Origin of the sequence: Ralstonia sp. 25mfcol4.1, from assembly GCF_900104095.1 — a bacterium.
Classification (GTDB): Bacteria; Pseudomonadota; Gammaproteobacteria; order Burkholderiales; family Burkholderiaceae; genus Cupriavidus.
The window spans coordinates 279293-303616 of the sequence record NZ_FNJO01000002.1 but is presented as its reverse complement, the minus strand read 5'-3'; the positions used below and the strand labels follow the sequence as shown (position 1 = coordinate 303616).

Annotated in this window: 18 protein-coding genes; 10 read left to right on the top strand and 8 right to left on the bottom strand. The window is 67.8% G+C overall.

Annotated elements, in window-relative coordinates; genetic code table 11:
* Position 1 precedes the first annotated feature (1 nt).
* Both BLQ58_RS04485 and BLQ58_RS04480 read left to right on the top strand, forming a co-directional pair.
* A complete protein-coding gene (locus BLQ58_RS04485) occupies positions 2–1231 on the top strand; it encodes a glycosyltransferase family 87 protein (RefSeq protein ID WP_092594970.1) in 1230 nt (409 codons plus the stop codon).
* Positions 1232–1279: 48 nt separating this feature from the next.
* Complete coding sequence (locus tag BLQ58_RS04480) at positions 1280–2296, top strand: glycosyltransferase family 2 protein (RefSeq protein WP_092594968.1); 1017 nt, start codon at positions 1280–1282, stop codon at positions 2294–2296.
* 41 nt (positions 2297–2337) lie between these two features.
* On the opposite strand, the gene BLQ58_RS04475 is transcribed toward BLQ58_RS04480, so the two are convergent.
* From BLQ58_RS04475 to BLQ58_RS04460, 4 genes are all read right to left on the bottom strand, one after another.
* Positions 2338–3558 (bottom strand): glycosyltransferase family 87 protein, encoded by a 1221-nt coding sequence (locus BLQ58_RS04475; protein ID WP_092594966.1) that lies wholly within the window; start codon positions 3556–3558, stop codon positions 2338–2340.
* 54 nt (positions 3559–3612) lie between these two features.
* Complete coding sequence (locus tag BLQ58_RS04470; protein WP_254775818.1) at positions 3613–3990, bottom strand: GtrA family protein; 378 nt, start codon at positions 3988–3990, stop codon at positions 3613–3615.
* A gap of 140 nt (positions 3991–4130) precedes the next feature.
* Positions 4131–5507 carry a sigma-54 dependent transcriptional regulator gene (locus tag BLQ58_RS04465; protein ID WP_092595525.1) on the bottom strand — a complete coding sequence of 459 codons (1377 nt, stop codon included), beginning with the start codon at positions 5505–5507 and terminating at the stop codon, positions 4131–4133.
* 1038 nt (positions 5508–6545) lie between these two features.
* Entirely contained in the window at positions 6546–7469 is a 924-nt protein-coding gene (locus tag BLQ58_RS04460; protein ID WP_092594964.1) for a LysR substrate-binding domain-containing protein, read from the bottom strand.
* A gap of 90 nt (positions 7470–7559) precedes the next feature.
* On the opposite strand from BLQ58_RS04460, the gene BLQ58_RS04455 reads away from it, so the two are divergent.
* The gene (locus BLQ58_RS04455) at positions 7560–8822 is read left to right on the top strand and encodes an MFS transporter (protein WP_092595523.1); all 1263 of its coding nucleotides are present in this window, start codon (positions 7560–7562) and stop codon (positions 8820–8822) included.
* A 28-nt stretch (positions 8823–8850) separates the two neighbouring features.
* On the opposite strand, the gene BLQ58_RS04450 is transcribed toward BLQ58_RS04455, so the two are convergent.
* Genes BLQ58_RS04450 through BLQ58_RS04440 form a run of 3 tightly spaced genes read right to left on the bottom strand, consistent with a single transcriptional unit; the run spans position 8851 to position 10913 of the window.
* Positions 8851–9387, bottom strand: a complete 537-nt coding sequence (locus BLQ58_RS04450; protein WP_092594962.1) for a TPM domain-containing protein — start codon at positions 9385–9387, stop codon at positions 8851–8853.
* A 40-nt stretch (positions 9388–9427) separates the two neighbouring features.
* Positions 9428–10261 (bottom strand): TPM domain-containing protein, encoded by an 834-nt coding sequence (locus BLQ58_RS04445; RefSeq protein WP_092594961.1) that lies wholly within the window; start codon positions 10259–10261, stop codon positions 9428–9430.
* 37 nt (positions 10262–10298) lie between these two features.
* Positions 10299–10913: a LemA family protein gene (locus BLQ58_RS04440; RefSeq protein ID WP_092594960.1), complete on the bottom strand. Its 615-nt coding sequence runs from the start codon at positions 10911–10913 to the stop codon at positions 10299–10301.
* Between the two features lie 367 nt (positions 10914–11280).
* Between BLQ58_RS04440 and dapA the strand changes: the two genes are divergently transcribed.
* Positions 11281–12159 carry a 4-hydroxy-tetrahydrodipicolinate synthase gene (dapA, locus tag BLQ58_RS04435; protein ID WP_092594958.1) on the top strand — a complete coding sequence of 293 codons (879 nt, stop codon included), beginning with the start codon at positions 11281–11283 and terminating at the stop codon, positions 12157–12159.
* Positions 12160–12268: 109 nt separating this feature from the next.
* On the opposite strand, the gene hemL is transcribed toward dapA, so the two are convergent.
* Positions 12269–13561 (bottom strand): glutamate-1-semialdehyde 2,1-aminomutase, encoded by a 1293-nt coding sequence (gene hemL, locus BLQ58_RS04430; RefSeq protein WP_092594956.1) that lies wholly within the window; start codon positions 13559–13561, stop codon positions 12269–12271.
* Positions 13562–13815: 254 nt separating this feature from the next.
* Here hemL and BLQ58_RS04425 point away from each other — a divergent pair, with 254 nt between their 5' ends.
* From BLQ58_RS04425 to BLQ58_RS04400, 6 genes are all read left to right on the top strand, one after another.
* Positions 13816–13986 carry a rubredoxin gene (locus BLQ58_RS04425; protein WP_011298773.1) on the top strand — a complete coding sequence of 57 codons (171 nt, stop codon included), beginning with the start codon at positions 13816–13818 and terminating at the stop codon, positions 13984–13986.
* Positions 13987–14345: 359 nt separating this feature from the next.
* Positions 14346–14840 carry a response regulator gene (locus BLQ58_RS04420; RefSeq protein WP_092595521.1) on the top strand — a complete coding sequence of 165 codons (495 nt, stop codon included), beginning with the start codon at positions 14346–14348 and terminating at the stop codon, positions 14838–14840.
* A 33-nt stretch (positions 14841–14873) separates the two neighbouring features.
* The gene (locus tag BLQ58_RS04415; RefSeq protein WP_092594954.1) at positions 14874–15242 is read left to right on the top strand and encodes a response regulator; all 369 of its coding nucleotides are present in this window, start codon (positions 14874–14876) and stop codon (positions 15240–15242) included.
* Positions 15243–15365: 123 nt separating this feature from the next.
* A complete protein-coding gene (locus BLQ58_RS04410; RefSeq protein ID WP_092594952.1) occupies positions 15366–15917 on the top strand; it encodes a chemotaxis protein CheW in 552 nt (183 codons plus the stop codon).
* 56 nt (positions 15918–15973) lie between these two features.
* Complete coding sequence (locus BLQ58_RS04405) at positions 15974–18169, top strand: methyl-accepting chemotaxis protein (RefSeq protein ID WP_092594950.1); 2196 nt, start codon at positions 15974–15976, stop codon at positions 18167–18169.
* Positions 18170–18207: 38 nt separating this feature from the next.
* Positions 18208–24261: an Hpt domain-containing protein gene (locus tag BLQ58_RS04400; RefSeq protein ID WP_092594948.1), complete on the top strand. Its 6054-nt coding sequence runs from the start codon at positions 18208–18210 to the stop codon at positions 24259–24261.
* The last annotated feature ends 63 nt before the right edge of the window (positions 24262–24324 follow it).

The window sequence follows — 24324 nt, the reverse complement described above, 5'->3', positions numbered from 1 at the left end:
CATGGCCACGGTACACGCCGCCGCCCACCGCAGCGGGGCCGCTGCGTCGCCGGCGCATTGGCTCGACCAGCGGCGCCTGCGCCTCTACGCAAGCGTGGCGCTGGGGTGCTACGCGCTGTATTTCGGCATCTGGCTGCTTCGCGCCTGCGTGCTGAAGCGCCCTGGCGTGTTTGCGCCGGGCGGCGACTTCGTGGTGTTCTGGAGTGCGGCAAAGCTGGCACTGTCCAGCGGGGCGGCCGCACCGTACGACTTCGGCGCGCTGCGGCAGATGGAGCTGTCCGCCGTGCCCGGCCTTGCCATTGGCGACGGGGTGCTGCCGTGGCTGTATCCGCCCGCATCGCTGTGGTTCGTGCTGCCGTTCGGGCTGCTGCCCTATGGGCTGGCCACCTTTGTCTTTCTGGCGGGGGGCGTGGCCTGGTACGCATGGGCCATGCACCGCACGCTGCCCTGGCGTGATGCGCGTCTGGCGGCGGTGGCGTTTCCGGGCATCGTCGTCGTGCTGGCTACCGGACAGAACGCACTGTGGCTGGCAGGCTGCACTGGACTCGCGCTGACCTGCCTGCAACGGCGTCCGGTGCTCGCGGGCGTGCTGCTGGGCGTGGTGGCGATGAAGCCGCAGCTTGCGCTGATGTTTCCGGTAGCGCTGCTTTGTGCGCGCGCCTGGCGTGCGCTGGGCGCCATGGTTGCCACGACGCTGGTGCTGACGCTGATGTCGCTGCTCGCGTTCGGCACCGAGCCGTTCGCCGCGTTCCTGCGCAACGCCGCCATGGCGCGCGCATCGGTGGAGCAGGGCGCCGCGCTGTTGGCCCGCATGCCCACGGTGTTTGCGGCGGTGAAGCTGATCAGTGGCGGCGTGCTGCTGCCCTATGCCGTCCACGGCGTGGTGGCGGCGGCTGCGCTGGCATCGGTCATGTACGCGTGGACCGGGACCTGCAGCTTTGCACTGCGCGCGGCGGTGCTTGTCGCCGGCGGGCTGCTGCTGCCTGCCTACCTGTACGACTACGACCTGGTGTTTCTCGGGCTGGCCATTGCGTGGCTTGGCGTGCATGGACATCGGGCGGGCTGGCTGCGTGGCGAGCGGGAACTGCTGGCCGTGCTGTGGCTGATGCCACTGTGGACCCGCGTGACCGATGCGGAGATCGGATTCCAGCCGCTGCCGCTTGGGCTGATGCTTGCCCTGGGCCTCGGCGTGTGGCGAATCCGGATGGAAAGGATGGGGGGCATCGCCTGATGCCGGGAGACGTGGCGCGCGACCAGACGCGCCGGGAGGAAAGAGATCATGGCTGACTATGACGAAAACCAGCTCTTGTCGCTGGTGGTGCCGTTCTACAACGAGGGTGACGCCTTGCAGGCATTCTTCGCGCGCGTGGTGCCGGTGCTGGAATCGGTGCCGCGGACGCGCTTCGAGATTGTCTGCGTCAACGACGGGAGCAGCGACGACACGCTGGCGCGGCTGATCGCGGTATCGCGACGCGATGCACGTGTCCGCGTGATCGATCTGACGCGCAACTTCGGCAAGGAGGCGGCGCTGACCGCCGGCATCGACGAGGCGTTTGGCGACGCGGTGATCCCGATCGACGCCGACCTGCAGGACCCGCCCGAGCTGATTCCCGCGCTGGTCGAGAAATGGCGCGACGGTGCCGAGGTGGTGCTGGCGCAACGCGCCAGCCGCGCCAGCGATACCTTCCTGAAGCGCGTGACCGCCACCGCCTACTACCGCGTGCACAACTGGCTGTCGGACCTCAAGATTCCCGAGAACGTCGGCGACTTCAGGCTGATGGACCGCTCGGTGGTCAACGCGCTGAAGCAGCTGCCCGAGCGGCACCGGTTCATGAAGGGCCTGTTCGCCTGGGTGGGCTTCACCACGGCGATCGTGCAGTACGAGCGGGCCCCGCGCAGCGCTGGCGAGTCCAAGTTTTCCGGCTGGCGGCTCTGGAACCTGGCGCTGGAAGGGATCACCAGTTTCAGCACGCTGCCGCTGCGCAGCTGGACCTACGTCGGCTCGTTCGTCGCCATGATCGCGTTCTGCTACGGCTCGTTCATCGTGGCCCGGACGATTGTCCTCGGTGTCGATGTGCCCGGCTATGCGTCGGTGCTCTCGCTGCTGCTGTTCTTCGGCGGGCTGCAGCTGATCGGGCTGGGCGTGCTGGGCGAGTACATCGGCCGCATCTACGATGAATCGAAGGCGCGCCCGATCTACCTGGTCAAGCGCCGCTATCAGGACCGCCGGCCGCAAGGGCGCTTCGGCAGCGGCGGCCGGGTGATCTCGATCGCGGCGGGCGGCAAGCGGCAGTAGGTTTTCCGGGGTTTTTTCCGGGGGGGCGCCGCCCGGTCCGCTCAGGATCGGGCGGCGTTGCTTTGATGCCGCGCCACGATCAGCGCAAGCAGGCCGGCCAGCACGAAGGGAGTGAACTGCGGCATGACATCGATCACCAGCGGGCTCATCGCCTGCGCCGGGACCAGCCACGTGATCGCCAGCAGCAGGCGCTCCCACGCACGGCTGCCATGCCGGACCATGTCCACGCACAGGAGCGCCAGCGGTATCGCCAGCCAGGCCAGATCGTAGTGGATCAGATAGGGCTGGACGATCAGGGTGCCCACCACCAATGCCGACGCCCCCAGCGCAGGCCGCGCCCGGCCACACCACATCCACACGCATGCGGCCACCGCGCACAGCGCCACGGTGGCATGTACGGCGTAGGCCAGCGGCACGTCGATGCCGGCCACACGCAACATGCCGAAGATCGTCGGCGCGAGACGCAGGATGCCGCTGTTGACCGCCACCGCCTCGCGGAACATCGCCATGCTGCGGAAGAACGCCGGATAGACGTCCACGCCGAAGGCAGCGATAGTCAGGCCGACGAACAGCGCCGTACAGCCCGCCGCCGCCGCAAACGCCACCCAGCGCCGCTCGCAAAGCAGCATCAGCGGAAACAGCACGCCGAGTTGCGGCTTGGCGCACAGCAGCGCGATGCAGGCGCCAGCGGCAATGGGGTGGCGGCGCAGCAGCCAGAGCGCCCCGCCGGCGGCCACGGCGGTGAACAGCGAGTTCTGGCCCGGGATCAGCGCCCCCCACACGCCGGGGAAGGCCAGTGCCGGCACGAACCAGTAGCGGTGTATCCCGCCAATCACGGTACGCAGGTAGCCGAGGTACACCGCGATGCCGGCCAGCGAGAACAGCACCAGCGCCAGCCCGAACGGCAGCAGGGCCAGCGGATAGATCAGCAGCAGGAACGTCGGCGGATAGGCAAACGGGCCGAAGGTGTTCGGCAGCAGCGAGCGCTCGGCGGCGCGCAGCAGCTCCCAGTCATAGGCTGCCGGTGCGCCATGCAGGTGCCCGAGCGAAGCCGCGCACCAGTACACCACGAAGTCCCATCCCATCCCCGGCACGGTCGGGTTGGCGATGATCGCGTGGCTGTACCACCATGCGCCGGTCACGATGCACTCCAGGACCAGCAAGGTGGCTGCATAGAGGCAGATCCGTCCGGGCGTCAGCCAGCGGGCGGGTTGCGCGCCGTCGTGTGTCGCGGGCGTGGGAATGTCGGTGGCCGCTGGCATGGGGGCTCCTCTTGATGGGCCGGTCCGGCCGGATGGAAGTGAGGGCCGGCCCGGCTAGCGATACGTCCAGGCCCGGTGCAATACGAAGGTGACGGCCGGGACCACCGACAGGATCATGGCGAGGCCGGCCCAGTAGCCGAGCCCCAGCGCCTGCGCGCCGGCCGATATGGCAAGCGTCAGGCCCAGGCCCAGCAGCGATACGATCAGAAAGCGCGCGTAGCTGTCGCGCGAGGGCGTGGCGCCGAAGCTCCACAGCGTGTTGAGCAGGTACGACGCGATATTGGCAACCACGAATGCCACGCCGTTGGCGCTGACCTGCGATGCATGCAGCAGGTAGATCAGCGGCGTAGCCACCGCCACGTGAATGCCCGTGGCGATGACGCCGGACACGCCGAAGCGAACCAGCCGCGCGAAGGTGTCCCGCGACGGCATGCGCTGCCAGATCGTCGGTCTGACCGTCGTCTGGCCTGGCGCACCGCCGTCGCGGAGGCGCGATGGAGACTGGGCGTGCTGCATGGTCGAACTCCGTATCGGCTGCCGGCTACCGAATGCCGGCTGATCCGCTGATCTGTTCAGTTCTGGACGCAGACCAGTCCCACGTTGCCCTTGCGCACCTGCAGCTTGTAGTCGCGCATGAGCCGGAACAGCGTGACGCGCGAGATGCCAAGCTCGGCCGCCACGTCGATCAGGCGCTCGTGGTGCCGCTGCAGGGCTTCGATGATCGCGTTCTGCTCGGCTGTTTCCCGAATCGCCGCCAGCGTGGGCGGTTTGGTCTCCACGGGTGCGCCCAGTTCGAGATCCGACGGCTGGATCACGCCGTTCTCGCACATGGCGGCGGCCAGACGAATGCGGTTCAGCAGTTCGCGCACATTGCCGGGCCAGGAGTGGGCTGTGATGGCGCGCAATGCCAGCGGCGAAAAGCCGCGGATATGCTCGGGCGAATCCTTGCGCACGGCCTCCAAGATGTGCTCGGCCAGCAGCAGCACATCGGATCCGCGTTCGCGCAGCGGCGGTTGCTTGACGCGCAGCACGCACAGGCGGTGATACAGGTCGCCACGGAACCGCTCGGCCGCCACGGCCGCTTCAAGGTCGACGTGCGTGGCCGAGATGACCCGGACATCGACCGCCACCGATTCCGTGCCGCCCAGCCGTTCGATGCGCCCGGTTTCCAGGAAGCGCAGCAGGCTGGTCTGGCTTTCGAGTGGCATGTCGCCGATTTCGTCCAGGAACAGCGTGCCGCCTTGCGCCATCTCGATCCGGCCCGGCTTGCGCTTGGTGGCGCCGGTGAAGGCGCCGCGCTCGTAGCCGAACAGTTCGGACATCAGCAGGGTGGGCGGGATGGCCGCGCAGTTGACCGCCACGAACGGCTGGCTGGCACGGCGCGACGCACGGTGGATGGCCTGTGCCGCGAGTTCCTTGCCGGTGCCGGACTCGCCCGAGATCAGCACCGGCGTGTCCCACCTGGACACCTTATCGATGCTGCGGTACAGCGCCTGCATGGCGTTGCATTCGCCGATGATGCCGTGCGGACGCGCCTCGGGCACTGCCGGCTGCTCGCGCCCCGGCCGCAGGGCCGCCATGCCGACCGCGTGACCGAGCGCGCGGCTCAGATCGGCCGTGTTGAACGGTGCCGTGTAGTAGTCGATGAAGTACAGCGTCAGCAGCTTGCGCGTGGTGTCGGTCAGTGCGTCAGCGCTGCTGATCGCGCCGATCCAGCCGATGTGGCGCGCGGCCAGCCACGGCTCCATCAACTCGATTTCGGCGTCGCCGAAGCCGCTGTGGAAATCGAACAGCCCCGCCGAGAACGGTCCGTCAAGCGGCAGACCGGCCAGATCCTCGAGGCTGTTGGCAAATACCAGCTTCCATCCCTGTCCGGACAGAAAGCGGCACAACGACGCATCGTGATGCCTGGACAGATACAGCAACGGGCGGTTGACGTAATAGCTCATGATTTCCCCCAGCATTTTTTGTTTTTTCCAACTGCCGTGGCGACGAGTCAAATACGGACTCCACCACCTGGCTTGCGGGAGAAAAGGAAACGTTGAATCGCTGGAGGCACGCCCATCCGGCGCGGTGGCGCCTGATCGAGCATAGCGGCGGTAATGCGTGACCCATGCCGCTGCTTCGTGATGAGTATCCCCCGGTTCCGGCTATGAATTCGCCGATTCCCGTTTTCCCGCAAACTTCCCGGCCGGCCCGCCGGATACACTGCTCACCCCATTCGGCCGCATGCAACAGAAGAAAAAACCCTGGGCATATATGTCGTGGCGGCAATCCGGCTCGTTGCCCCGGATGCCGCCACGCGGATTGGATCTGCACATTGCTGCATCAGTCCATCACTGGTTGCGGGTTTGGCTCGCCTGGGAACGCTCCAACTCCGCAAGACCGACCCGTCCCTGGAATCAGCCCTTTGATGGCAATATAGTCACCCATCGTCATCATGTGTTAAGTCTTTGATTTATATCGTGTTTTTTTCTTGACTGAAATTTCCGGACGCGTGAGGAAGCAAAAGTGTTCCATTTATGAAACTCGGCCCCCGGCTGGCCGGGGTGGAAGGGCCCTCATTTTCCGGGGGCACCCCTCATGAGTGACAAAATCGCCCTCTCGCTATTGCATCATTCGCCCCACCGAAGTTGGGGTGTGGAATGTTTTCGGCACTTCCCGAGAGGCGGATCGTGGATGACATTTCTGTGGAAGGATGTCTCTCCTTTGATACTTTGACTGGGCGGCACCCGTGCGGCGCGTTTTAGACCTGTGCGGTTGCCTTAATGAAGGCTAAAGAAACCGCGCGGGGGTTGAAAATCATTATCGATATCAAGCCTCCGCAGGAGAGGACGCCGCGGTTCCCGTCGGTCATTTGGTCGATTTTCGGCGTTCGGCCTCGCCTGTACGGATGAGTTTGGATGGGATTTGCACTCGCCTTCCAACCTTTGCGCCAAATGGTTGCAAACGTGAAACAAGCGGTCAGGCGTTATGCGCAGTCTGTTTCACTGCTGTAGTTCCTCAGCAGGCGCAATCCCCGCAATCTGCTCCTTGAGCCACGCGTGAAAGCGATGGATGGCCTTTTCGCGCGGATTGCCTTCGCGCCAGGTCACCCAGTAATGCAGGCTGGACGGAATACGCGTGGTGCCGATCTGCACCAGTTGGCCGCTCGCCAGGTAGTCGTGCGCCAGTTGCGCGCGGGCCGTGGCCACGCCCAGGCCGGCCACGGCCGATTGCAGCATCAGCCCGGCGTCCTGAAAGATCGGGCCGCGCTCGGGTTCCTCGGGTGGCAGCCCGGCCATCAGCAGCCAGTCGCGCCACGGCCGCAGCGCAAATCGCAGCATCGGCAACCGGGGCAGGTCGGCCACGGTAAAGCCGGGATACCTGGCCAGCAAGGCCGGGCTGGCCACGGCAATCACATGGTCTTCAATGAGGTTGTGGCACTCGAAGCCGGGCAGGTCCACGCGCTGGTGCCAGATGCCGACATCCACCGAATACGGGTCGGGTGGGGAAATTTCCGCATGCAGGCGCAGGTGCAGATCCAGTTCTGGCGCCTGCGCATGGAGGCTGGGCAACCGCCGGATCAGCCACGCGTTGGCGAGGTCGGCCATGACGCTGACCTGCAGCCGGACCACGGGCGGGGCCGCCACGTCGCTGGCTTCGCGCAGCGCCACTTCCAGCTGGTCCAGTGCGCCGCGCACCTGTTCGGCCAGCCGGGCGCCGGCGCTGGTCGGCGTCATTGTCAGCCCGGTGCGCCGGAACAGCTTGGTGCCAAGGTTGTTTTCCAGGGCGCGGATGTGATGGCTGATGGCACTGTGCGTCAGCGCCAGTTCTTCGGCGGCACGCGAGAAGCTGCGGTGCCGGGCGGCGGCTTCCAGCGCGCGCAGCGCCTGGAGCGGGGGCAGGTGAGGGGGGCGACTGTTGACCATGGCAGGGCGGGATGTCGTCAAATTCTACTCACAATTGCCGCGGGTATCTTTCGCTGGTCTTGCACCACGCTGGTGATCACAATGCAGGGCATGAACACTTCCACCGCCCATTCCACGCAACCGGCTGCCGCGGCGGCGCAGCCGAAACATGCCTCGCCGGCGCGCTGGCGTGTCATGGCGTTCTTTTCGCTCGGATTTCTGGTGTCGTACATCTTCCGTGGCGTGAACCTCGGTTTCGCGCCGTTCCTGACGCGCGAGCTGGGACTGACCGCCGGCGACCTGGGTTTGCTGACCAGTTTCTACTTCCTTGGCTTCGCCTGCGCGCAATTGCCCGCCGGCATCCTGCTGGACCGTTTCGGCCCGCGCCGCACCGAGGCCGCGCTGCTGATGCTGGCGGTGGCCGGATCGCTGGTGTTTGCCTGGGCGCCGGGCATGGTCGGCCTGGCCGTGGGCCGCGCGATGATCGGCGTAGGGGTGTCGGTGTGCCTGGGCGCCGCCATCCAGGCGCTGTCGATGTGGTTTCCGCTCTCGCGCATGCCGCTGCTGAACGGGCTGGTGATGGCCATTGGCGGCCTGGGCGCCGTGGTGGTGGGCGCCCCGCTGTCGTGGCTGCTGTCATGGACGGACTGGCGCACGCTCAGTGCCGGCCTGGCGGCGATTTCGTTCGGCATGGCCGTCGTGCTCTGGTTCGGCGTGCCCGACGTCAAGCGCGTGGGCAAGGAGAGCTTTGCCGAGCAGCTGCGCGGTACACGGACGATCCTGAGCAGCGAACGTTTCTGGCGCGTGGTGCCGCTGACCCTGCTGAACCAGGGCATCTTCCTGGCCGTGCAGACGTTGTGGGTCAGCGCCTATATGCGCGATGTGCAGGGCCTGACCGCGGGCGCGGGCGCGCGGCTGGTGTCCGTGATCGGTATCGCGATGATGGCCGGCTGCGTGGGCGCGGGCTGGGCGGCCCGCCATCTGGAACGGCGCGGCATCAGCCTCTATGCCTTCGCCGGTTTCGGCATGATCGGATTTATCGTGATCCAGCTGCTGCTGATGGCCCGCCTGCCGTTCATCCCGCTTGCCGTGCTGTGGGGCGCCTATGGCGTGTTCGGCTCCAGCGGCATCCTGACCTATGCGTTGCTGGCCAGGCGCTTCCCCGATGCGCTGATCGGCCGCGCCACCACGGCCATGACGCTGACCGTGTTCCTGGCCACGTTCGTGTTCCAGGTGGGCATCGGCTTCGTGCTCGATTTCTTCCCGGCCACGGGCGGCCACTATCCGGCAGCGGCCCATTTGTGGGTCTGGGCCGGGCTGGTGGCGGTCCAGGTGCTGGCGGCGATCTGGTATCTGATGGAGACGCAGCCCTAGGGCGCGGCCCGGCACTGGCGGCGCGCGGTCACAGAACGATGGGCCGGTCGTCGAGTTCGTTGGGGTTGCGCCCGCCGTGGGTGGGAAAATGCGTGGTCAGCAGCGCGTGGATCTGCGCGATGGCGTCGAGCACGGGCTTGACCGACAGGTCGCTGGCCAGCCCCTGCGCCAGCTGCGCGCAGATCTGTTGCCATTGCCTGGACGTGACGCAGGCGTCGATGCCGCGATCGGCGAGCAGTTCCACGGCATGATCGGCCAGATTGATATACAGCAGCACCCCCGTATGGTCCTCGGTATTCCAGACCTCCAGCGCGCCGAATAGCGCCCGCGCGCGTTCGCGTGCCGAGGTGCCGCGCCACGCCAGTGCCAGCGGCAGACTGGCTTCGATCACGACGCGCACCTCGCCACGATGATGCTGCTCGCCCTTGTGTACGGCCACCTGGAGCTGATGGCGCGCTTCGTCGGGAAAGGCCTTGCGGGCCGTGCCGGGGCCGGTGCCCAGATGGCGCAGCGCGCGCCTGAGCGACCGCCTGGAGGCGGGGTGCGACGCCTGGGGTTTGTGCATCGGATCTTCGTTACCCACGATTAGCCACCGTTATCCGCCGTTACCAGTTGCCGGACGCGCCGCCGCCATCGAAGCCGCCGCCACCGCCGCCGCCAAAGCCACCGCCCCCGCCGCCCCCGCCGCCAAAGCCGCCGCCGCCGCTACCCCAGTGGCGTCCGATCTCGTAGCCGGTCATGCCGCCCAGCCCGCCAGCCGTGCCGGTTGGCCAGCCGCGGCGGCCCGTCACCACATATGGGCTGCCGCCGCGCCGCAGCATGGCCGACAGGAAGAAGAACACGATGATCGCCAGCGGAAACAGCACCGGCAGCCAGTCGCCGATATCGACATTGCCCTGCGGCTTGCGGCGGTCCGGCGCGGCCAGGCCTTCCTTGTCGATGGCGGCCTGGATGGCCGAGATGCCGGCGGCCAGCCCGCCATAAAAATCGTTCTGGCGGAAATGCGGCGCCATCACGTCGCGCAGGATGCGCCCGGACATGGCATCGGTCAGCGACCCCTGCACGCCGCGCCCTGCCTCGATGCGCATCTTGCGCAGGCCGGGCGGATTGTCCTTGGCGACGATCACGATCACGCCGTCGTCGATTCCCTTGCGGCCCGCGCGCCACGCTTCCGCCACGCGGATGCTGTAGGCGTCGATCGTCTCGGGGTCGGTGGTGGGCAGCATCAGCACGAAGATCTGGCTGCCGCGCTGCTGCTCGTACTCGGCCAGCACGTTTTCCAGCGCGTTGCGCTGGTCGGCGCTCAGGGTGCCGGTCAGGTCGGTCACGCGCGCGTTCAGCGGCGGAACGGCCACGAAGCCGTCGGCGGCCCGGGCCGGTGCCGCCAGCACGATGGCCAGCATCCATGCCAGGAACGAGAGCGTGACCAGTCTTCGCATGATGCCCTTCCGGGTTTCGCGTTTCAGTGCCGGGCGCTCAGAACTTCACGGCCGGCGGGGTGGAAATGGCTTTCTCGTTTTCCACGGTGAACGATGGCTTGACCGGGTACTTGAAGATCATCGCCGTCACGTTGGTCGGAAAGCTGCGCGCCAGCACGTTGTAGTCCTGCACGGCGGCGATATATCGCTGCCGGGCCACGGTGATGCGGTTCTCGGTACCTTCCAGTTGGCTCTGCAGGTCGCGGAACGACGCGTCGGCCTTCAGGTTCGGATAGTTCTCGGACACCGCCAGCAGCCGTGACAGCGCGTTGGTCAGCTGGCCCTGCGCCTGCTGGAAGCGGGCAAACGCTTCGGGGTCGTTCAGCGTTTCGGGCGTGACCTGGATGCTGGTGGCCTGCGCGCGGGCCTTGGTCACGGCCTCGAGCGTCTCGCGCTCGTGGCTGGCGTAGCCCTTCACGGTGGCCACCAGATTCGGAATCAGGTCGGCGCGCCGCTGGTACTGGTTGACCACTTCGCCCCAGGCGGCCTTGACGGCCTCGTCCTTCTTCTGGAAATCGTTGTAGCCGCAGGCGGAAAGCAGGCTGGCCAGCAGGCCGAGCAGCAGCCAGCGGAACAGGGCGGGGGTGGTGGCAGGGGCGGTGGCGGTGCGCATCAAGGGACTCCTCGATCTCCGGAATGGCAATTCTGCAGTGTAGCGCAGCGTTGTCATGCCGCCGGGCAAAGTACGTGCCGCTTGACGACGGTCGATGCCGGCCGGTAGATTGCATGCCCATGCCGCGCGCCAACCGCCTTTCCTTTGTCCTGTCCGTACCCGTCCTGGGCGCGATGGGCCAGGCCGCGCGCGCCAAAGCCAAAAAACAGTCGCTCGTCTGACCGGAGCGCGCTGTTCCGTCAGATGGGCGACGGAACAGCACCCACCGGCTGAGAGGGCGGACCCGCCTGGTTTTCATCCCCTTGCCGCAAGTCCTGCCTCGTCGCGCATCGACGGTTTCCTGAACCGGTCGATCCGGAGTGTATGGATGCAAGCCACGCAAACTTCCTTCCAGGGCATCTGGCTGCCGCTGGTGACCCCCTTTATCGACCATGCCGTCGATCATGCCGCACTGCGCCGCCTGGTGATGCACTACCGTGCCACCGGGCTGGCCGGGTTCGTGGTCTGCGGCAGCACGGGCGAGGCAGCCGCGCTCGACGCGTCCGAGCAACTGGCCGTGCTCGATACCGTGCTGGAAGCGGCCGCCGGCCTGCCGGTGGTGATGGGGCTGGCCGGCAACCACATGGGGCATGCCATGGCGCGGCTGGAGCGGCTCAATAGCTGTCCGCTGGCCGGGGTGCTGGCGCCCGCGCCTTACTACATCCGCCCGTCCCAGGCGGGGTTGCGCGACTGGTTCATTCGGCTGGCCGATGCCGCCCGGGCACCGCTGGTGCTCTATGACATTCCCTATCGCACTGGCGCCACGCTGACGCTGGATACCCTGCTGGCACTGGCTGACCACGACAATATCGTCGCCATCAAGGATTGCGGCGGCAATGCGCAGACCACCCAGGCGCTGATCGCGGACGGCAGGCTGTCGGTGCTGGCGGGGGAGGATCACCAGCTGCTGGGCACGCTGGCGTTGGGCGGGAGCGGGGCGATCATCGCCTCGGCGCATTTCCGGCCCGAACTGTTCGTGGAGATCTGGCGCGCGGTGCAAGCAGGACGTCTTGCCGACGCGCGCCGCCTGTTCCATGCACTGATGCCGCTGGTGCAGGCGCTGTTCACCGAGCCTAATCCGGGACCGGCCAAGGCGCTGCTGGCCCGGCTTGGATGGATGCGCGACGAACTGCGCGCGCCGATGACCGGGGCATCGCCAGAACTGGCGAACCAGCTCGCGGCGCTGCACGGCAGGATTTCTGGTTGACGGTCTGCTCCCCGCTTCCGCGAGGCGGGAGCGGGGCTGTGGGAGAAGGCGGGCGTATCAAGCCCCGCCGCGCCGGATCCAACCGGCAGCCCCTTTCCGGTCGGGGTTGTCAGCCCGCCTTGAACGCCTTTTCGGCGGCCTTGATCGTTGCGTCGAGGATGGCGTCGTCGTGCTTTGCCGAGACAAAGCCGGCCTCGAAGGCCGACGGCGCGAGGTACACGCCTTCGGCCAGCATGGCGTGGAAGAAGCGGTTGAAGCGGCCCACGTCGGCCTGGGTGACCTCCGCGAAGCTGGCCGGTACGGCGTTGGTGAAGTAAAGGCCGAACATGCCGCCGATGGCATCGGACGAGAACGGCACGCCGGCCGCGCGGGCGGCGGCGGTCAGGCCGTCGGTCAGCTTGCGCGTCTGCGCGGCCAGGCGGTCGTAGAAGCCCGGTGCCTGGATCAGCTTCAGCGTGGCCAGGCCCGCGGCCACGGCCAGCGGGTTGCCCGACAGCGTGCCGGCCTGGTAGACGCCGCCCAGCGGGGCCAGCCTGGCCATGATGTCGCGCCGGCCGCCAAACGCCGCTGCCGGCATGCCGCCGCCGATGACCTTGCCCAGGCAGGTCATGTCCGGGGTGATGCCGTAGTGCGACTGCGCGCCGCCCAGCGCCACACGGAAGCCAGTCATCACTTCGTCAAAGATCAGCACGCTGCCGTGTTCGCTGCACAGGTTGCGCATCGAATTCAGGAAGGCCTCGCTGGCGCGCACCAGGTTCATGTTGCCGGCCACGGGCTCGACGATGACCGCCGCAATCTCGCCCTTGTGGCGCGCGAACGCTTCTTCGAGCTGGGTCACGTTGTTGTACTCGAGCACCATCGTATGGCGCGTCACGTCGGCGGGCACGCCGGCCGACGACGGCGCGTTCTGCGTGGTATCGGCAAACGTGAGCAGGCCCGAACCGGCCTTGACCAGCAGGCTGTCGGCGTGACCGTGGTAGCAGCCCTCGAACTTGATGATCAGGTCGCGGCCCGTGAAGCCGCGCGCCAGGCGCAGCGCGCTCATGGTGGCCTCGGTGCCCGACGACACCAGCCGCACCTGCTCGATCGACGGCACGAGCTTGCAGATTTCCTCGGCCATCACGATCTCGGCCTCGGTGGGGGCGCCGAACGAGAAGCTCTGCACGGCGGTTTCCTGCACGGCGCGCACCACGTCCGGGTGCGCGTGACCGACGATCATCGGACCCCAGGAGCCGATGTAGTCGATGTACTGCTGGCCGTCGGCATCCCACATGTACGCGCCCTCGGCACGGGTGATGAAGCGCGGCGTGCCGCCGACGGAACGGAAGGCGCGCACGGGCGAGTTGACGCCGCCGGGAATGGTCTGCTGGGCGCGGTCGAAGAGCTGCTGGTTACGGGACATGGGAATCTGGCCAAAAGAGAAGACTCGGGTAAGACAGGCGTCCGGCCGGGGGGCGGCTTGCTCGTGCCTGCGGCGGTCTGCCCGAAATGCGGGCAATCCTGGCCGAAAGGGTGCCGTTCAGGCGGCATCTGCACGTCAAATTGCACGAACGCAGCGATATTGGGCCGATTGCGCCGGCCCATGGGTGGCGTCATCGGCGCCGATTGGGTACCATCATGCGCTGGATTTTAATGGAGAGTGGCAAGAGCCTGCATATGGAATACAAGACTTGGATGTGCCTGATTTGTGGCTGGATCTATGACGAGGCCACCGGCGCGCCGGAAGACGGCATCGCCCCGGGTACCAAATGGGAGGACGTGCCCATCAACTGGACCTGCCCGGAATGCGGAGCACGCAAGGAAGATTTCGAGATGGTGGCCATCTGAGGCCTGTCGTCCGGAAATGGCCGTGCGTCGCGCCAAAGCGACAGAACGGCCCGTGACGCCGGGGTGTCCGGATTGACGGCCCCCCCACGAGTTGTCACACTCTGCGGCAAAACTGAACATCCGTCCGGCCGCGCCGCCACTGGCAGGCTGAAGACGGGGTGCCGCGGCACAAGAGCATTGCAGTAACGGGCAGGCGCGGACAAGAAGCGCGCCGCCACCGGCCGGGTTGCCGGGTATTTTTTTGACTGGGAATTGGAAAATCGGGGGCCGCCGGCCAGCCATTCATGGCGCCGTGCGGAAGTTCTCAAGTGAATGCCTACGCCTGTTGTGTCATGCAGGACGTGGGTCGCGGGAACAAGATGCGGGTCACTCAAACAGAACAAGACACGTCTGTCGATGGGGTCAACGCCGGCGGCACCGCCGGTGCCAGCGAGGCATCCACAGCGCGCAAGGCCGCTGTGAAAGTGCTCGTGATCGACGACTCCAGCACCATCCGCCGGACGGCGGAGATCTTTCTGACGCAGGCAGGCTTCCAGGTCATGCTGGCCGAGGACGGCTTCGAGGCGCTCGCCAAGGTGGGCGACCTGCATCCGGACGTCATCTTCTGCGACATCCTCATGCCGCGGCTCGACGGCTACCAGACCTGCTCCCTGATCAAGAAAAGCCCACGCTTCCACGCCATCCCCGTGATCATGCTGTCGTCCCGCGACGGCGTGTTCGACCGCTCGCGCGGCAAGCTCGTCGGCGCGCACAACCATCTGGCCAAGCCGTTTTCCCGCGAAGCCCTGCTGCAGGCAGTGCAGGCCTGCCTGGCGGGCTGCGTGCCGGAAGAGGGTGCGGCCGTGGCGGCATGACGCATGCCGCCCGAAGTATCCAGGAATGAAACAATGACCATCAGCAAAATCCTTATCGTCGACGATTCGCCCACCGAAGCCCTGTTCATGTCCGACCTGCTCGGCAAGAAGGGTTTCAAGGTCTCAGTGGCCGGCAACAGCGAACAGGCCATGACGCGCCTCGAGGCGGAAACCTTCGACCTGATCCTGATGGATGTGGTGATGCCTGGCCAGAACGGCTACCAGGCCACCCGCGCGATCAAGCGCGACGACCGTTTCAAGGACATCCCCGTCATCATGTGCACCAGCAAGGGCCTGGAGACGGACCGCATCTGGGGCATTCGCCAGGGCGCGTCCGACTACATCGTCAAGCCGGTGGACGGCGAGGAACTGCTTTCGAAGATCGCCGCGCTGGCGCACTGAGCGCCGCGGCAGCCTAGGGGCCGGAGTGGGCGCGGGTGTCCTGTCAGGGACGCCGGCGGCGCCCGCGCACGGCCATGACAACCGGTCTCACCACTGGTTTCCAGGATTCACTGGTATCCGATCATGAACGCGCCGCGCCAAGACATCCGAACCCGCCAGACTCGCCAGACCCGCCTGCATGACTATCAGGCCATGCTGGCGCGGCGCCTGCGCGAGGCGCGCAACCTGCCCGCCGTCGACAGCTACCTGGGCGTGCTGGTGGGCCAGCGCAACTGGCTGCTGCCGCTGATGGACACCGGCGAGGTGCTGGAAATGCGCGCGCCGGCCGCCGTGCCGCTGACGCAGCCGTGGTATCGCGGCCTGGTCAACGCGCGGGGCAACCTGCTGGGCGTGATCGATTTCGGCATGTTCTGCGGCGACGGTCCGACCCCGGTGCAGCCGGGCAGCAAGATCGTGGTGCTGTCGCGCCACGTCGAACGTGCCTGCGGCATCATCGCCACGCGCGTGGTTGGGCTGCGGCACGCGGTGGACCTGACACCGGCCGGTGGCGCCGAGCCCGAGGCCTGGCGCGGTGCCGCCTTCGCGGACCGGGACGGGCGCGACTGGCAGGTGCTGGACATCCGCCAGTTGCTGGATGCCCCGGCATTCCTGCAGGCTGGCCGCGATGCGGCCTGAAGCCTGACGTCTGAGCACAAGAACCAAACAGAAAACGAACGAACAGAGGGGTTGCCATGGGAATCAAGAAGATCAGCCTGGGCCGTCGCACCGCTACCGCCGGTGCCGCTGCCGACGCGGCGGCGCCGCGCGCATCGGTATTCGCCAAGGCCGGCACGGGCAAGGGTGGCGCGGGCCGGACGCCGGTGGAAATGATGTCGGGCTGGCTGACGCGCATGCCGTTCTCTTCCCAGCAACGGTTGCTGACCGGCGGCGTGGTGGCGTCGCTGCTGGCGCTGCTGGCATCGGTCTATCTTGATAACCGCCAGGCCAACAACGGCGCGGCGCAGATCGAGATCGCCGGTAACATGCTGATGCACTCGCAGCGTCTGGGTAAAGCGGTGCCGGTGGCGCTGCTCGGTAACGCGCAGGCGTTCACGCAGCTGCGCCAGTCCAAGGAGCAGCTGACCGCCGACTTGCTGGCGCTGCAGAACGGCAGCGACGAAAAGCACGTGCGCGCCACGTCCGGCCCGGCCGAGCCGCTGCTCGAAAAGGCATTCGGATCATGGAAGCGATCGGAAAAGAGCGCGGCCGACGTGCTGGCCCAGCAGCCCATCCTGACGACGATCGGTCAGACGCTGCAGATCTTCAACGCGTCGAACCCGGAACTGCTCGAAGCGGCCGAACAGGTGGCCGCCATCAAGCTGCAGGCTGGATCGAACACGCGCGAGGTGGCCGCTTCCGCGCAGCTGGTGATGCTGACGCAGCGCCTGGGTAAGAACCTGAACGAATTCCTCTCGGGCGAAGGCGTCAACCCCGAAACCGCGTTCCTGCTGGGCAAGGACACCAACACCTTCCGCGAAACGCTGGACGGCCTGACCAACGGCTCCGAAGCCCTGCGCCTGGCGCCGGCCACCGACGCCGAGACGCGCAACTACCTGCAGCAGCTGTCGCAGCGTTTCGAGGCGGTGCAGAAGACCACCCAGACCATCCTGCAGAACCTGCCGGGCCTGATCGCCGCCAAGCGCGCGCAGCAGCAGATCTTCAACGACAACGAGGCGCTGCGCGGCGAGCTGGCCGAACTGCAGACGGCATACGCCGAAGGGGCGCGGTTCCGCCCGTGGACGTTTGGCGCGATGGTGATATCGGCCGTGGCCACGCTGCTGTGCCTGGCCGGGCTGGCGGCGCTGTACCTGCGCGATTCGCGCGTGCGTGCGCTGGAAGCCGAAGCGCGCGAGCGCGAGGCCGAAGCGCGCCGCCTGGAGGAAAAGCGCAACAACGACGCCACCCAGAAGGCCATTCTGCAGTTGATGAACGAGCTGCAGGACATCGCTGACGGCGACCTGACGCGCCAGGCCACCGTGACCGAGGACATCACCGGCGCCATCGCCGACTCGGTGAACTATACGGTGGAAGAACTGAAAGAGTTGGTGGGCCGCGTGCAGCAGACCGCCGGGCAGGTGCAGCACGCTTCGTCGCAGGTGCAGGACACCTCCGTACAGCTGGCGGCCACCACCGAAGAGCAGTCGCGCCAGATCCGCCAGACCGGCGAGTCGGTGGTGGAGATGGCGGACCGCATCACGCAGGTATCGCGCGGCGCGGCCGAATCCGCCAACGTGGCGCGTGCGTCGCTGTCGGCTGCCGAACAGGGCCAGCAGGCGGTGCAGAACGCCATCGCGGGCATGAACGACATTCGCGACCAGATTCAGGAAACCTCGAAGCGGATCAAGCGCCTGGGCGAATCGTCGCAGGAGATCGGTGAAATCGTCGAGCTGATCTCGGACATTACCGAACAGACCAACGTGCTGGCACTGAACGCCGCCATCCAGGCGGCTTCGGCAGGTGAAGCCGGGCGCGGCTTCTCGGTGGTGGCGGAAGAAGTGCAGCGCCTGGCCGAACGCTCGGGCGAGGCAACCAAGCAGATTGGCGCGCTGATCCGCACGATTCAGACCGACACGCAGGACGCCGTGCACGCCATGGAGCAGAGCACGGCGGGCGTGGTGGAAGGGGCGCGGCTGTCGGACAATGCCGGCGCCGCCCTGGTGGAGATCGGCCGCGTGTCGCGCCAGCTGGCCGAGCTGATCGAGCAGATCGCGCAGACCACGTCGCACGAGGCGGGCCTGGCCACCAACGTGGCCCATCACATCGAAGGCATCCTGCAGGTCACCGCGCAAACGACGGCGGGCACGCGCCACACCGCCGCGTCGGTGCGTCAGCTGACCGCGCTGACCGAAGAGCTGCGTAACTCGGTGTCGCGATTCAAGATCGCCTGACGCCCGCCCGTACGTTGACGGCCGCACCGGAACTGGTCATGTCCCTGAATTCCATCCTCACCAGCGACGAGGCCGCCACGGCCGCGCCGCAATCGCATGCCACGCCGGATACGGCCGCAGCCGGGGTTCCGGCTGCCCCGCAGCGCGACCTCTCGGTGCTGGCCTGGCTCGCGCCAAGCCTGCGTACCGCGCTGGACGACGCCGCGACCGAGCTGGGCCACTATGTCGACGAAATCCGGCAAACGCCGGAAGCACTGGGCGCCCGGGACACCACATCGCTGCGCCTGGCCGGACAGCACCTGCACCAGGCTGCCGGCGCCGTGCATATCGTTGGCCTGCGCGGGGTGGATGCCTATTGCCAGGCGCTGCGCCGCCTGCTGGAAGCGGTCGATGCCGGCACGGTGGCCGCCGACGCCGCCATGCTGGCGGTGTTCCGCACCGGCGTGCAGGCACTGGCCGAATACGTCGACGACCTGATGGCGGGCGACGCGGAAGACCCGCTGCGCCTGTTCCAGCCCTATGCCGCCGCGCTCTCGATGATGAAGGACGAGCGCGTGCATCCGGCCGACCTGTGGCTGGACGAGCTGCAGATGCTGCCCGGCATCGTGCTGCCCACCCGCTCGGCGTCCGCCGTGACCCGCGCGCGCCAGCGTTTCGAGGCCGCGTTGCTGAAGGCGCTGCGCCTGCCCACGCCGTGCACCGAAACGTCGCTGCTGCGCGAGGCCTGGCTGCCGCTGCAGTCGGCGCTGGACGACGTGCGCAACCACGAGCAGGACGCGCGCCGCACCACCGACACGCCCGATCGCGGCATCTGGCACACGCTGGCCATGGTGTTCCGCGCGCTGGCCCACGGCCTGCTGCCGACCGATCTGCTGGCCAAGCGTTTTGCCGCCCGTACCCACCTGCTGGTGCGCCAGTACCTGCAGGGCCAGGTGCGCGTGCCGCAGGCGCTGCTTAACGACGCCGTCTTCCTGCTCGTCAGCACCGGCCTGACCCCGGACGGCCCCGAGGACACCACGCCGCCCGTGGTGCAGGCCGCCGTGCAGGTGCTGCGCGTCGATATCGCGCGCAGCCTGCAGGCGTACCGGGTAGACCCGGCGCACGTGGTGGCGCGGGCCGATTACCGGCAACGCTACTACGGCTGGCTCGATCCGATCGATACGCGCAACCTGCAGCACGCGGCCACCGCGATCGAGCGGGCCGCCGCCGACGACCAGTCGGGATGGGAGCTTGCGCTGGCGTCGCTGGCCGAGGCCGCCATGCCCCTGGCACAGCCGGCGCTGCAGCAGTGCCTGACCGCAGCCGCCGCCTACGCGGGCCAACGGCCGGCGGGCGATGCGCTGGGCCGGGGCGGCGTGGCGCTGTTCCTGTCGCGGGCGCTGGCCATGCCCTGGCGCGTCCACGGCAAATCCGGCCACGCATCGGCCGCCGAGTTCGCCATGCGCTGCGAGACGCTGACCGCCTGCCTGGCCGATGCCGATGCGGCAGCGCCCGCGTGGCTGGCCGAACTGGTGCAGTCCGCTGGTGCCCAGGCGCAGCGCACCGAAGCCGTGGCGCAGGTGCGTGCCCAGCTGGACAGCGGCGAATCGTGGCTCGATACCTATGACCGCAATGCGGCGCGCGCCGATGGGGGCAATGCCCTGGACGACGCCGCGCACGCCTTTGGCGCGCTGCTGGCCTCGATCGAACGCATCCACGGCAGTGCCGCGCTGCCCGAGGGCATCAACGACGAGACCGAAGCCGCGCTGGCGTCGGTGCGCTCGGTGCTGCAGCGCCTAGGCGTGCTGCGTGAAACCACCGACCACGCCGCGCGTATCGATCAGTTGTCGGATATCGCCGCCGAACTGGGCACGGTCCATGCGTTTGCCGACCTGCTCGAATTCGGCCGCAAACAGAACGATGCCGCCAGCGACGATCCGTTCGCGCTGCGCACGCAACGCCAGGACGCCGCCCCGCAAGGCGCGCTGGGCGCGGCGCGCAGTGCAGCGATGGATGCCATTCGGGTGGCCGCCACCGCCGATTCTCCCGAGATCCAGCGGCTGCGTGCCGCGCTGCAGGCGGTAGCCGATCAGGCTGCCATCGACGACGACGCCGCGCTGCGCCGCCAGGCCAGCGAGGCCACGACGCAGCTGCACGCCTGGCTGGCCGGCAGCGAATCGGCGGCCGAGCGCATGGTGGTGGCTCTGGCCGACCCATTGCCAGCCGCCGTCGCGCCGGTGACGGCTGCGCCCGCCGCCGCGTCGATGCCGTCCGATGCGGCCGCGATCGACGCCGAACTGCTGGAAATCTTCCTGTCCGAAGCCGAAGAGGTGCTGGGCAATATCGCCACCGACCTGGCTGGCGGCCTGGACGCCCTGCGCGATACCGACGTGCTGAGCCGTCTGCGCCGCGCCTTCCATACGCTCAAGGGATCGAGCCGCATGGTTGGCCTGAACCGCTATGGCGAAGCGGCCTGGGCCGTCGAACAGGTGATGAACCTGTGGATCGCCGAGGCGCGCGAGCCGGTGCCCGAACTGCCTGCCTTGCTGCAACAGGCGCAAGACCTGCTGCGCGAATGGGCGCTGGCCCTGCTTGAGGATCCGTCGACGCTGCGCGAGATCGATCCGCTGGTGGATGCCGCGCAGGCGCTGCGCGAGCCGGGCGGCATGGCATCGGGCGAGGCCGATGGCGGCCAGATCGATTCGCTCGATGCGCTGCTGGCGCAGGCGTCCGCGCCGCTGGTACCGGTGAACAGCCGGTTGTCTTCCGCCGAACCGGCAGACCTGCCGGCCCCCGTCGATCTTGCCGGGTCCGCTGCCGCCGACCCGCTAGATGCCGCCGACCCGCTGGATGCCGCCGGGGCCGCGCCGGCCGACGACAACGTGCTGCCGTTCCGGCTGTCCGGCGGGCTGGCCGACGAGGACGAGGGCTACAAGGTCATTGGTCCGGTTCGCATCGGCCTGGCGCTGTACAACGTCTACCTGCAGGAGGCCGACGACCTGCTGCGCCAGTTCGCCACGGACCTGTCCGAGTGGCGGCACGAAAATCATCCGTGTCCGAGCGAGCTGGCCATGCGCGTGGCGCACACGCTGCAGGGCAGCGCGTCGACGGTCGGCCTGGAGCCGGTGCGCGAGATTGCCGAGGCGCTCGAACATCTGCTGTTGCTGCTGGGCCGTCATCCGGTGGTCATGCACCCGGCGGACTTCCGCCTGCTGGACATGGCCGTGGAGCGCCTGCGCGCGATGCTGCACCAGTTTGCCGCCGGCATCTGGCCCGATGCCGATGCCTCGCTGTGCCGCGACCTGAACGATTTTGGCGAGCGCGCGCTGGTACGTCCGCGCGCCGCGCTGCCGGCCGCCCAGTCCACCGGACAGGAAGGCTCGGTGTCGCAACTGTTCGGTCAGAATTCGACGACGTCCCAGCCGCTGCCCGAGATCGACGCCGACGCAAAGGCGCCCGTGGCGGAACTGCCGCCCGTGAAGCTGACGCCGATCACGTCGCTGCCGCCGGTGTCGGTGCCGACGGGCCCGGTGCTGACACCCGTCACCCCGGTGCAGGACGCCGTGGTGATTTCGCTGCCGACCGCGCCGCGTCATGATTCGATCGCCGTGGCGCACGTCACGCCGCATTCGCCCGACGCGCCCGATACGCCCGATACGCTGCCCGAGGACACCTCGACCGATGCCTCGGCGCTGGACCCGGCCCTGGTCGAGATCTTCCTGGAAGAAGCCCATGGCGCGCTGCCCGATCTCGGTAAGCTGGTGCGCACGTGGGAAGCCTCGCCCGACGATGCGCAGCACGGCGGCCTGATCCTGCGCGGCCTGCACACGCTGAAGGGCAGTGCGCGGATGGCCGGGGCCATGGCGCTGGGCCAGGCGGCGCACGAAATGGAAACGCTGCTCGAAGCCAGCGTGCGCGGCCAGCGCGTGTCGCCGGACCTGTTCGGCAAGCTGTACGCGTGGTACGACCGCATCCTGGCGCACGTGGACGCGCTGCAGAACGGCCGCCTGCTGCCGTTGGACGATGCCGACGTCGTCAACGGGCTGGTTGCCGCGCCTGCTGGCGCCGCCGCGCTGGCGACATCGGCCGAGGCGATGGACGCGTCCGCTCCGGCAGCGCCGCAGCACGCGGCAGTCCCGGTGGCGCCGCTGATGCCCGCTGCGCCGGCCGCCTTGCCGACCGACGCCGACCGCCAGCGCGCACTGGTGCGCGTGCAGGCCCGCGCGCTGGACACGCTGATCAACGACGCCGGCGAAGTGAGCGCGACGCGCGCCCGCCTGGACAGCGAACTGGAAGCATTGCGCAGCTATCTGGGCGAACTGAACGACAACGTCGCCCGTCTGCGCATGCAGCTGCGCGAGATCGAAATCCAGGCCGAAACGCAGATGGCATCGCGGATCGCCGACCAGCAGCACAACCAGGAATTCGATCCGCTGGAATTCGACCGCTTCACGCGCTTCCAGGAGCTGACGCGGATGATGGCGGAGTCGGTCAACGACGTGGCCACCGTGGAGCAGAACCTGCAGCGCGGCTTCGACCGCGCGTCGGGTGACCTGGCGGCGCAGGCGCGGCTGACACGTGGGCTGCAGCGCGGCCTGATGCAGGCGCGCATGGTGCAGTTCGATGCGCTGGCCGAACGTCTGTACCGCGTGGCACGCCAGTCGGCCACCGAAACCGGCAAGGAAGTGCGCCTGCTGATCAAGGGCGGTACCGTGGAGATCGACCGCTCGGTGCTGGACCGCATGGCCGGGCCGATCGAGCACCTGATCCGCAACGCCGTGGTGCATGGCATCGAGCCGGCCGATGTGCGACGTGCGGCGGGCAAGTCCGCCACCGGCGCGCTGACGCTGGAAGTGCAGCAGGAAGGCAACGAAGTGGTGCTGACGTTCTTCGACGACGGCAGCGGCCTGAACCTGCCGCGCATTCGCGAGCGTGCCGTCGCGCGCCAGCTGATGGCCCCCGACGAAGACGCCAGCGAGGCCCGCCTGACCGAAATGATCTTCGCGCCGGGGTTTTCGACCGCCGACGCGGTGTCGGAACTGGCGGGCCGTGGCGTCGGGATGGACGTGGTGCGTGCGGAAACGGTGGCGCTGGGCGGCCGTATCACGCTGTCGACCGAGGCCGGCCGTGGCACCAGCTTCACCGTGCACCTGCCGCTGACCACGGCGATCACGCAGGTGCTGCTGGTGTCGCTGGGCGGACGCCTGTTCGCCATGCCGAGCGGCATGATCGACCAGGTCCACCAGTTGCGCGAGAAGCCGCTGCTGGAGGCCTATAACGCCGGGCGCTTCAGCGCAGCCGGCATCGAGGTGCCGTTCTTCTATTTTGGCGCGCTGCTGGAGGAAGCCGCCGGCATGGCGTCGGGGCGCAAGTATTCGCCGGTGGTGGTGGTGCGCTCGGGTGCCGAGCGCGTGGCCGTGCATGTGGACGACGTGCTGGGCAACCGCGAAGTGGTGGTGAAGCACATCGGCCCGCATCTGGCACGTATGGAAGGCATTGCCGGCGCGACCACGCTGGGCGATGGCGAGATCGTGCTGATCTACAACCCGGTGGTGCTGGCCCAGCGTTGGGAGCGCGAGCGCGGCGCCACGGCGCCGGCCAGGCCGGTGCTGGCCGCGCTGCAACACAGCGGCCAGACCGGCGCAGTTGCAGAGTTCGTCGACGCCGGCGCGGCAGTGCCCGTGCCGGGGCTGATGACGCAGCCGACCGTGATGGTGGTGGATGATTCACTCACCGTGCGCAAGGCCAGCCAGCGACTGCTGACGCGTGCCGGCTACCAGGTGGTACTGGCCCGCGACGGCGTGGACGCGCTGCGTCAGCTCCAGGAAGTGATGCCCGACGCGATGCTGGTCGATATCGAGATGCCGAACATGGACGGCTTCGACCTGACGCGCAACGTGCGGGCCGATGCCCGCACCAGCCGCATGCCGCTGGTCATGATCACGTCGCGTACGGCGGAGAAGCATCGCCGTTATGCGGCGGAGATTGGCGTGAACGTCTATCTGGGCAAGCCGTTCAACGAGGACGAACTGCTGCGCACGCTGCAGCAGTTGATCGGCGAGAAAGCCGCCGCCACCGCATCGTCAGTGGCGCAGATGCTGGGCGAGGCGTAAGCCGGCATTACCCGGTTTATTGGCCCCTCTCCCACTTGTGGGAGAGGGGGCGCTCCAACTTTC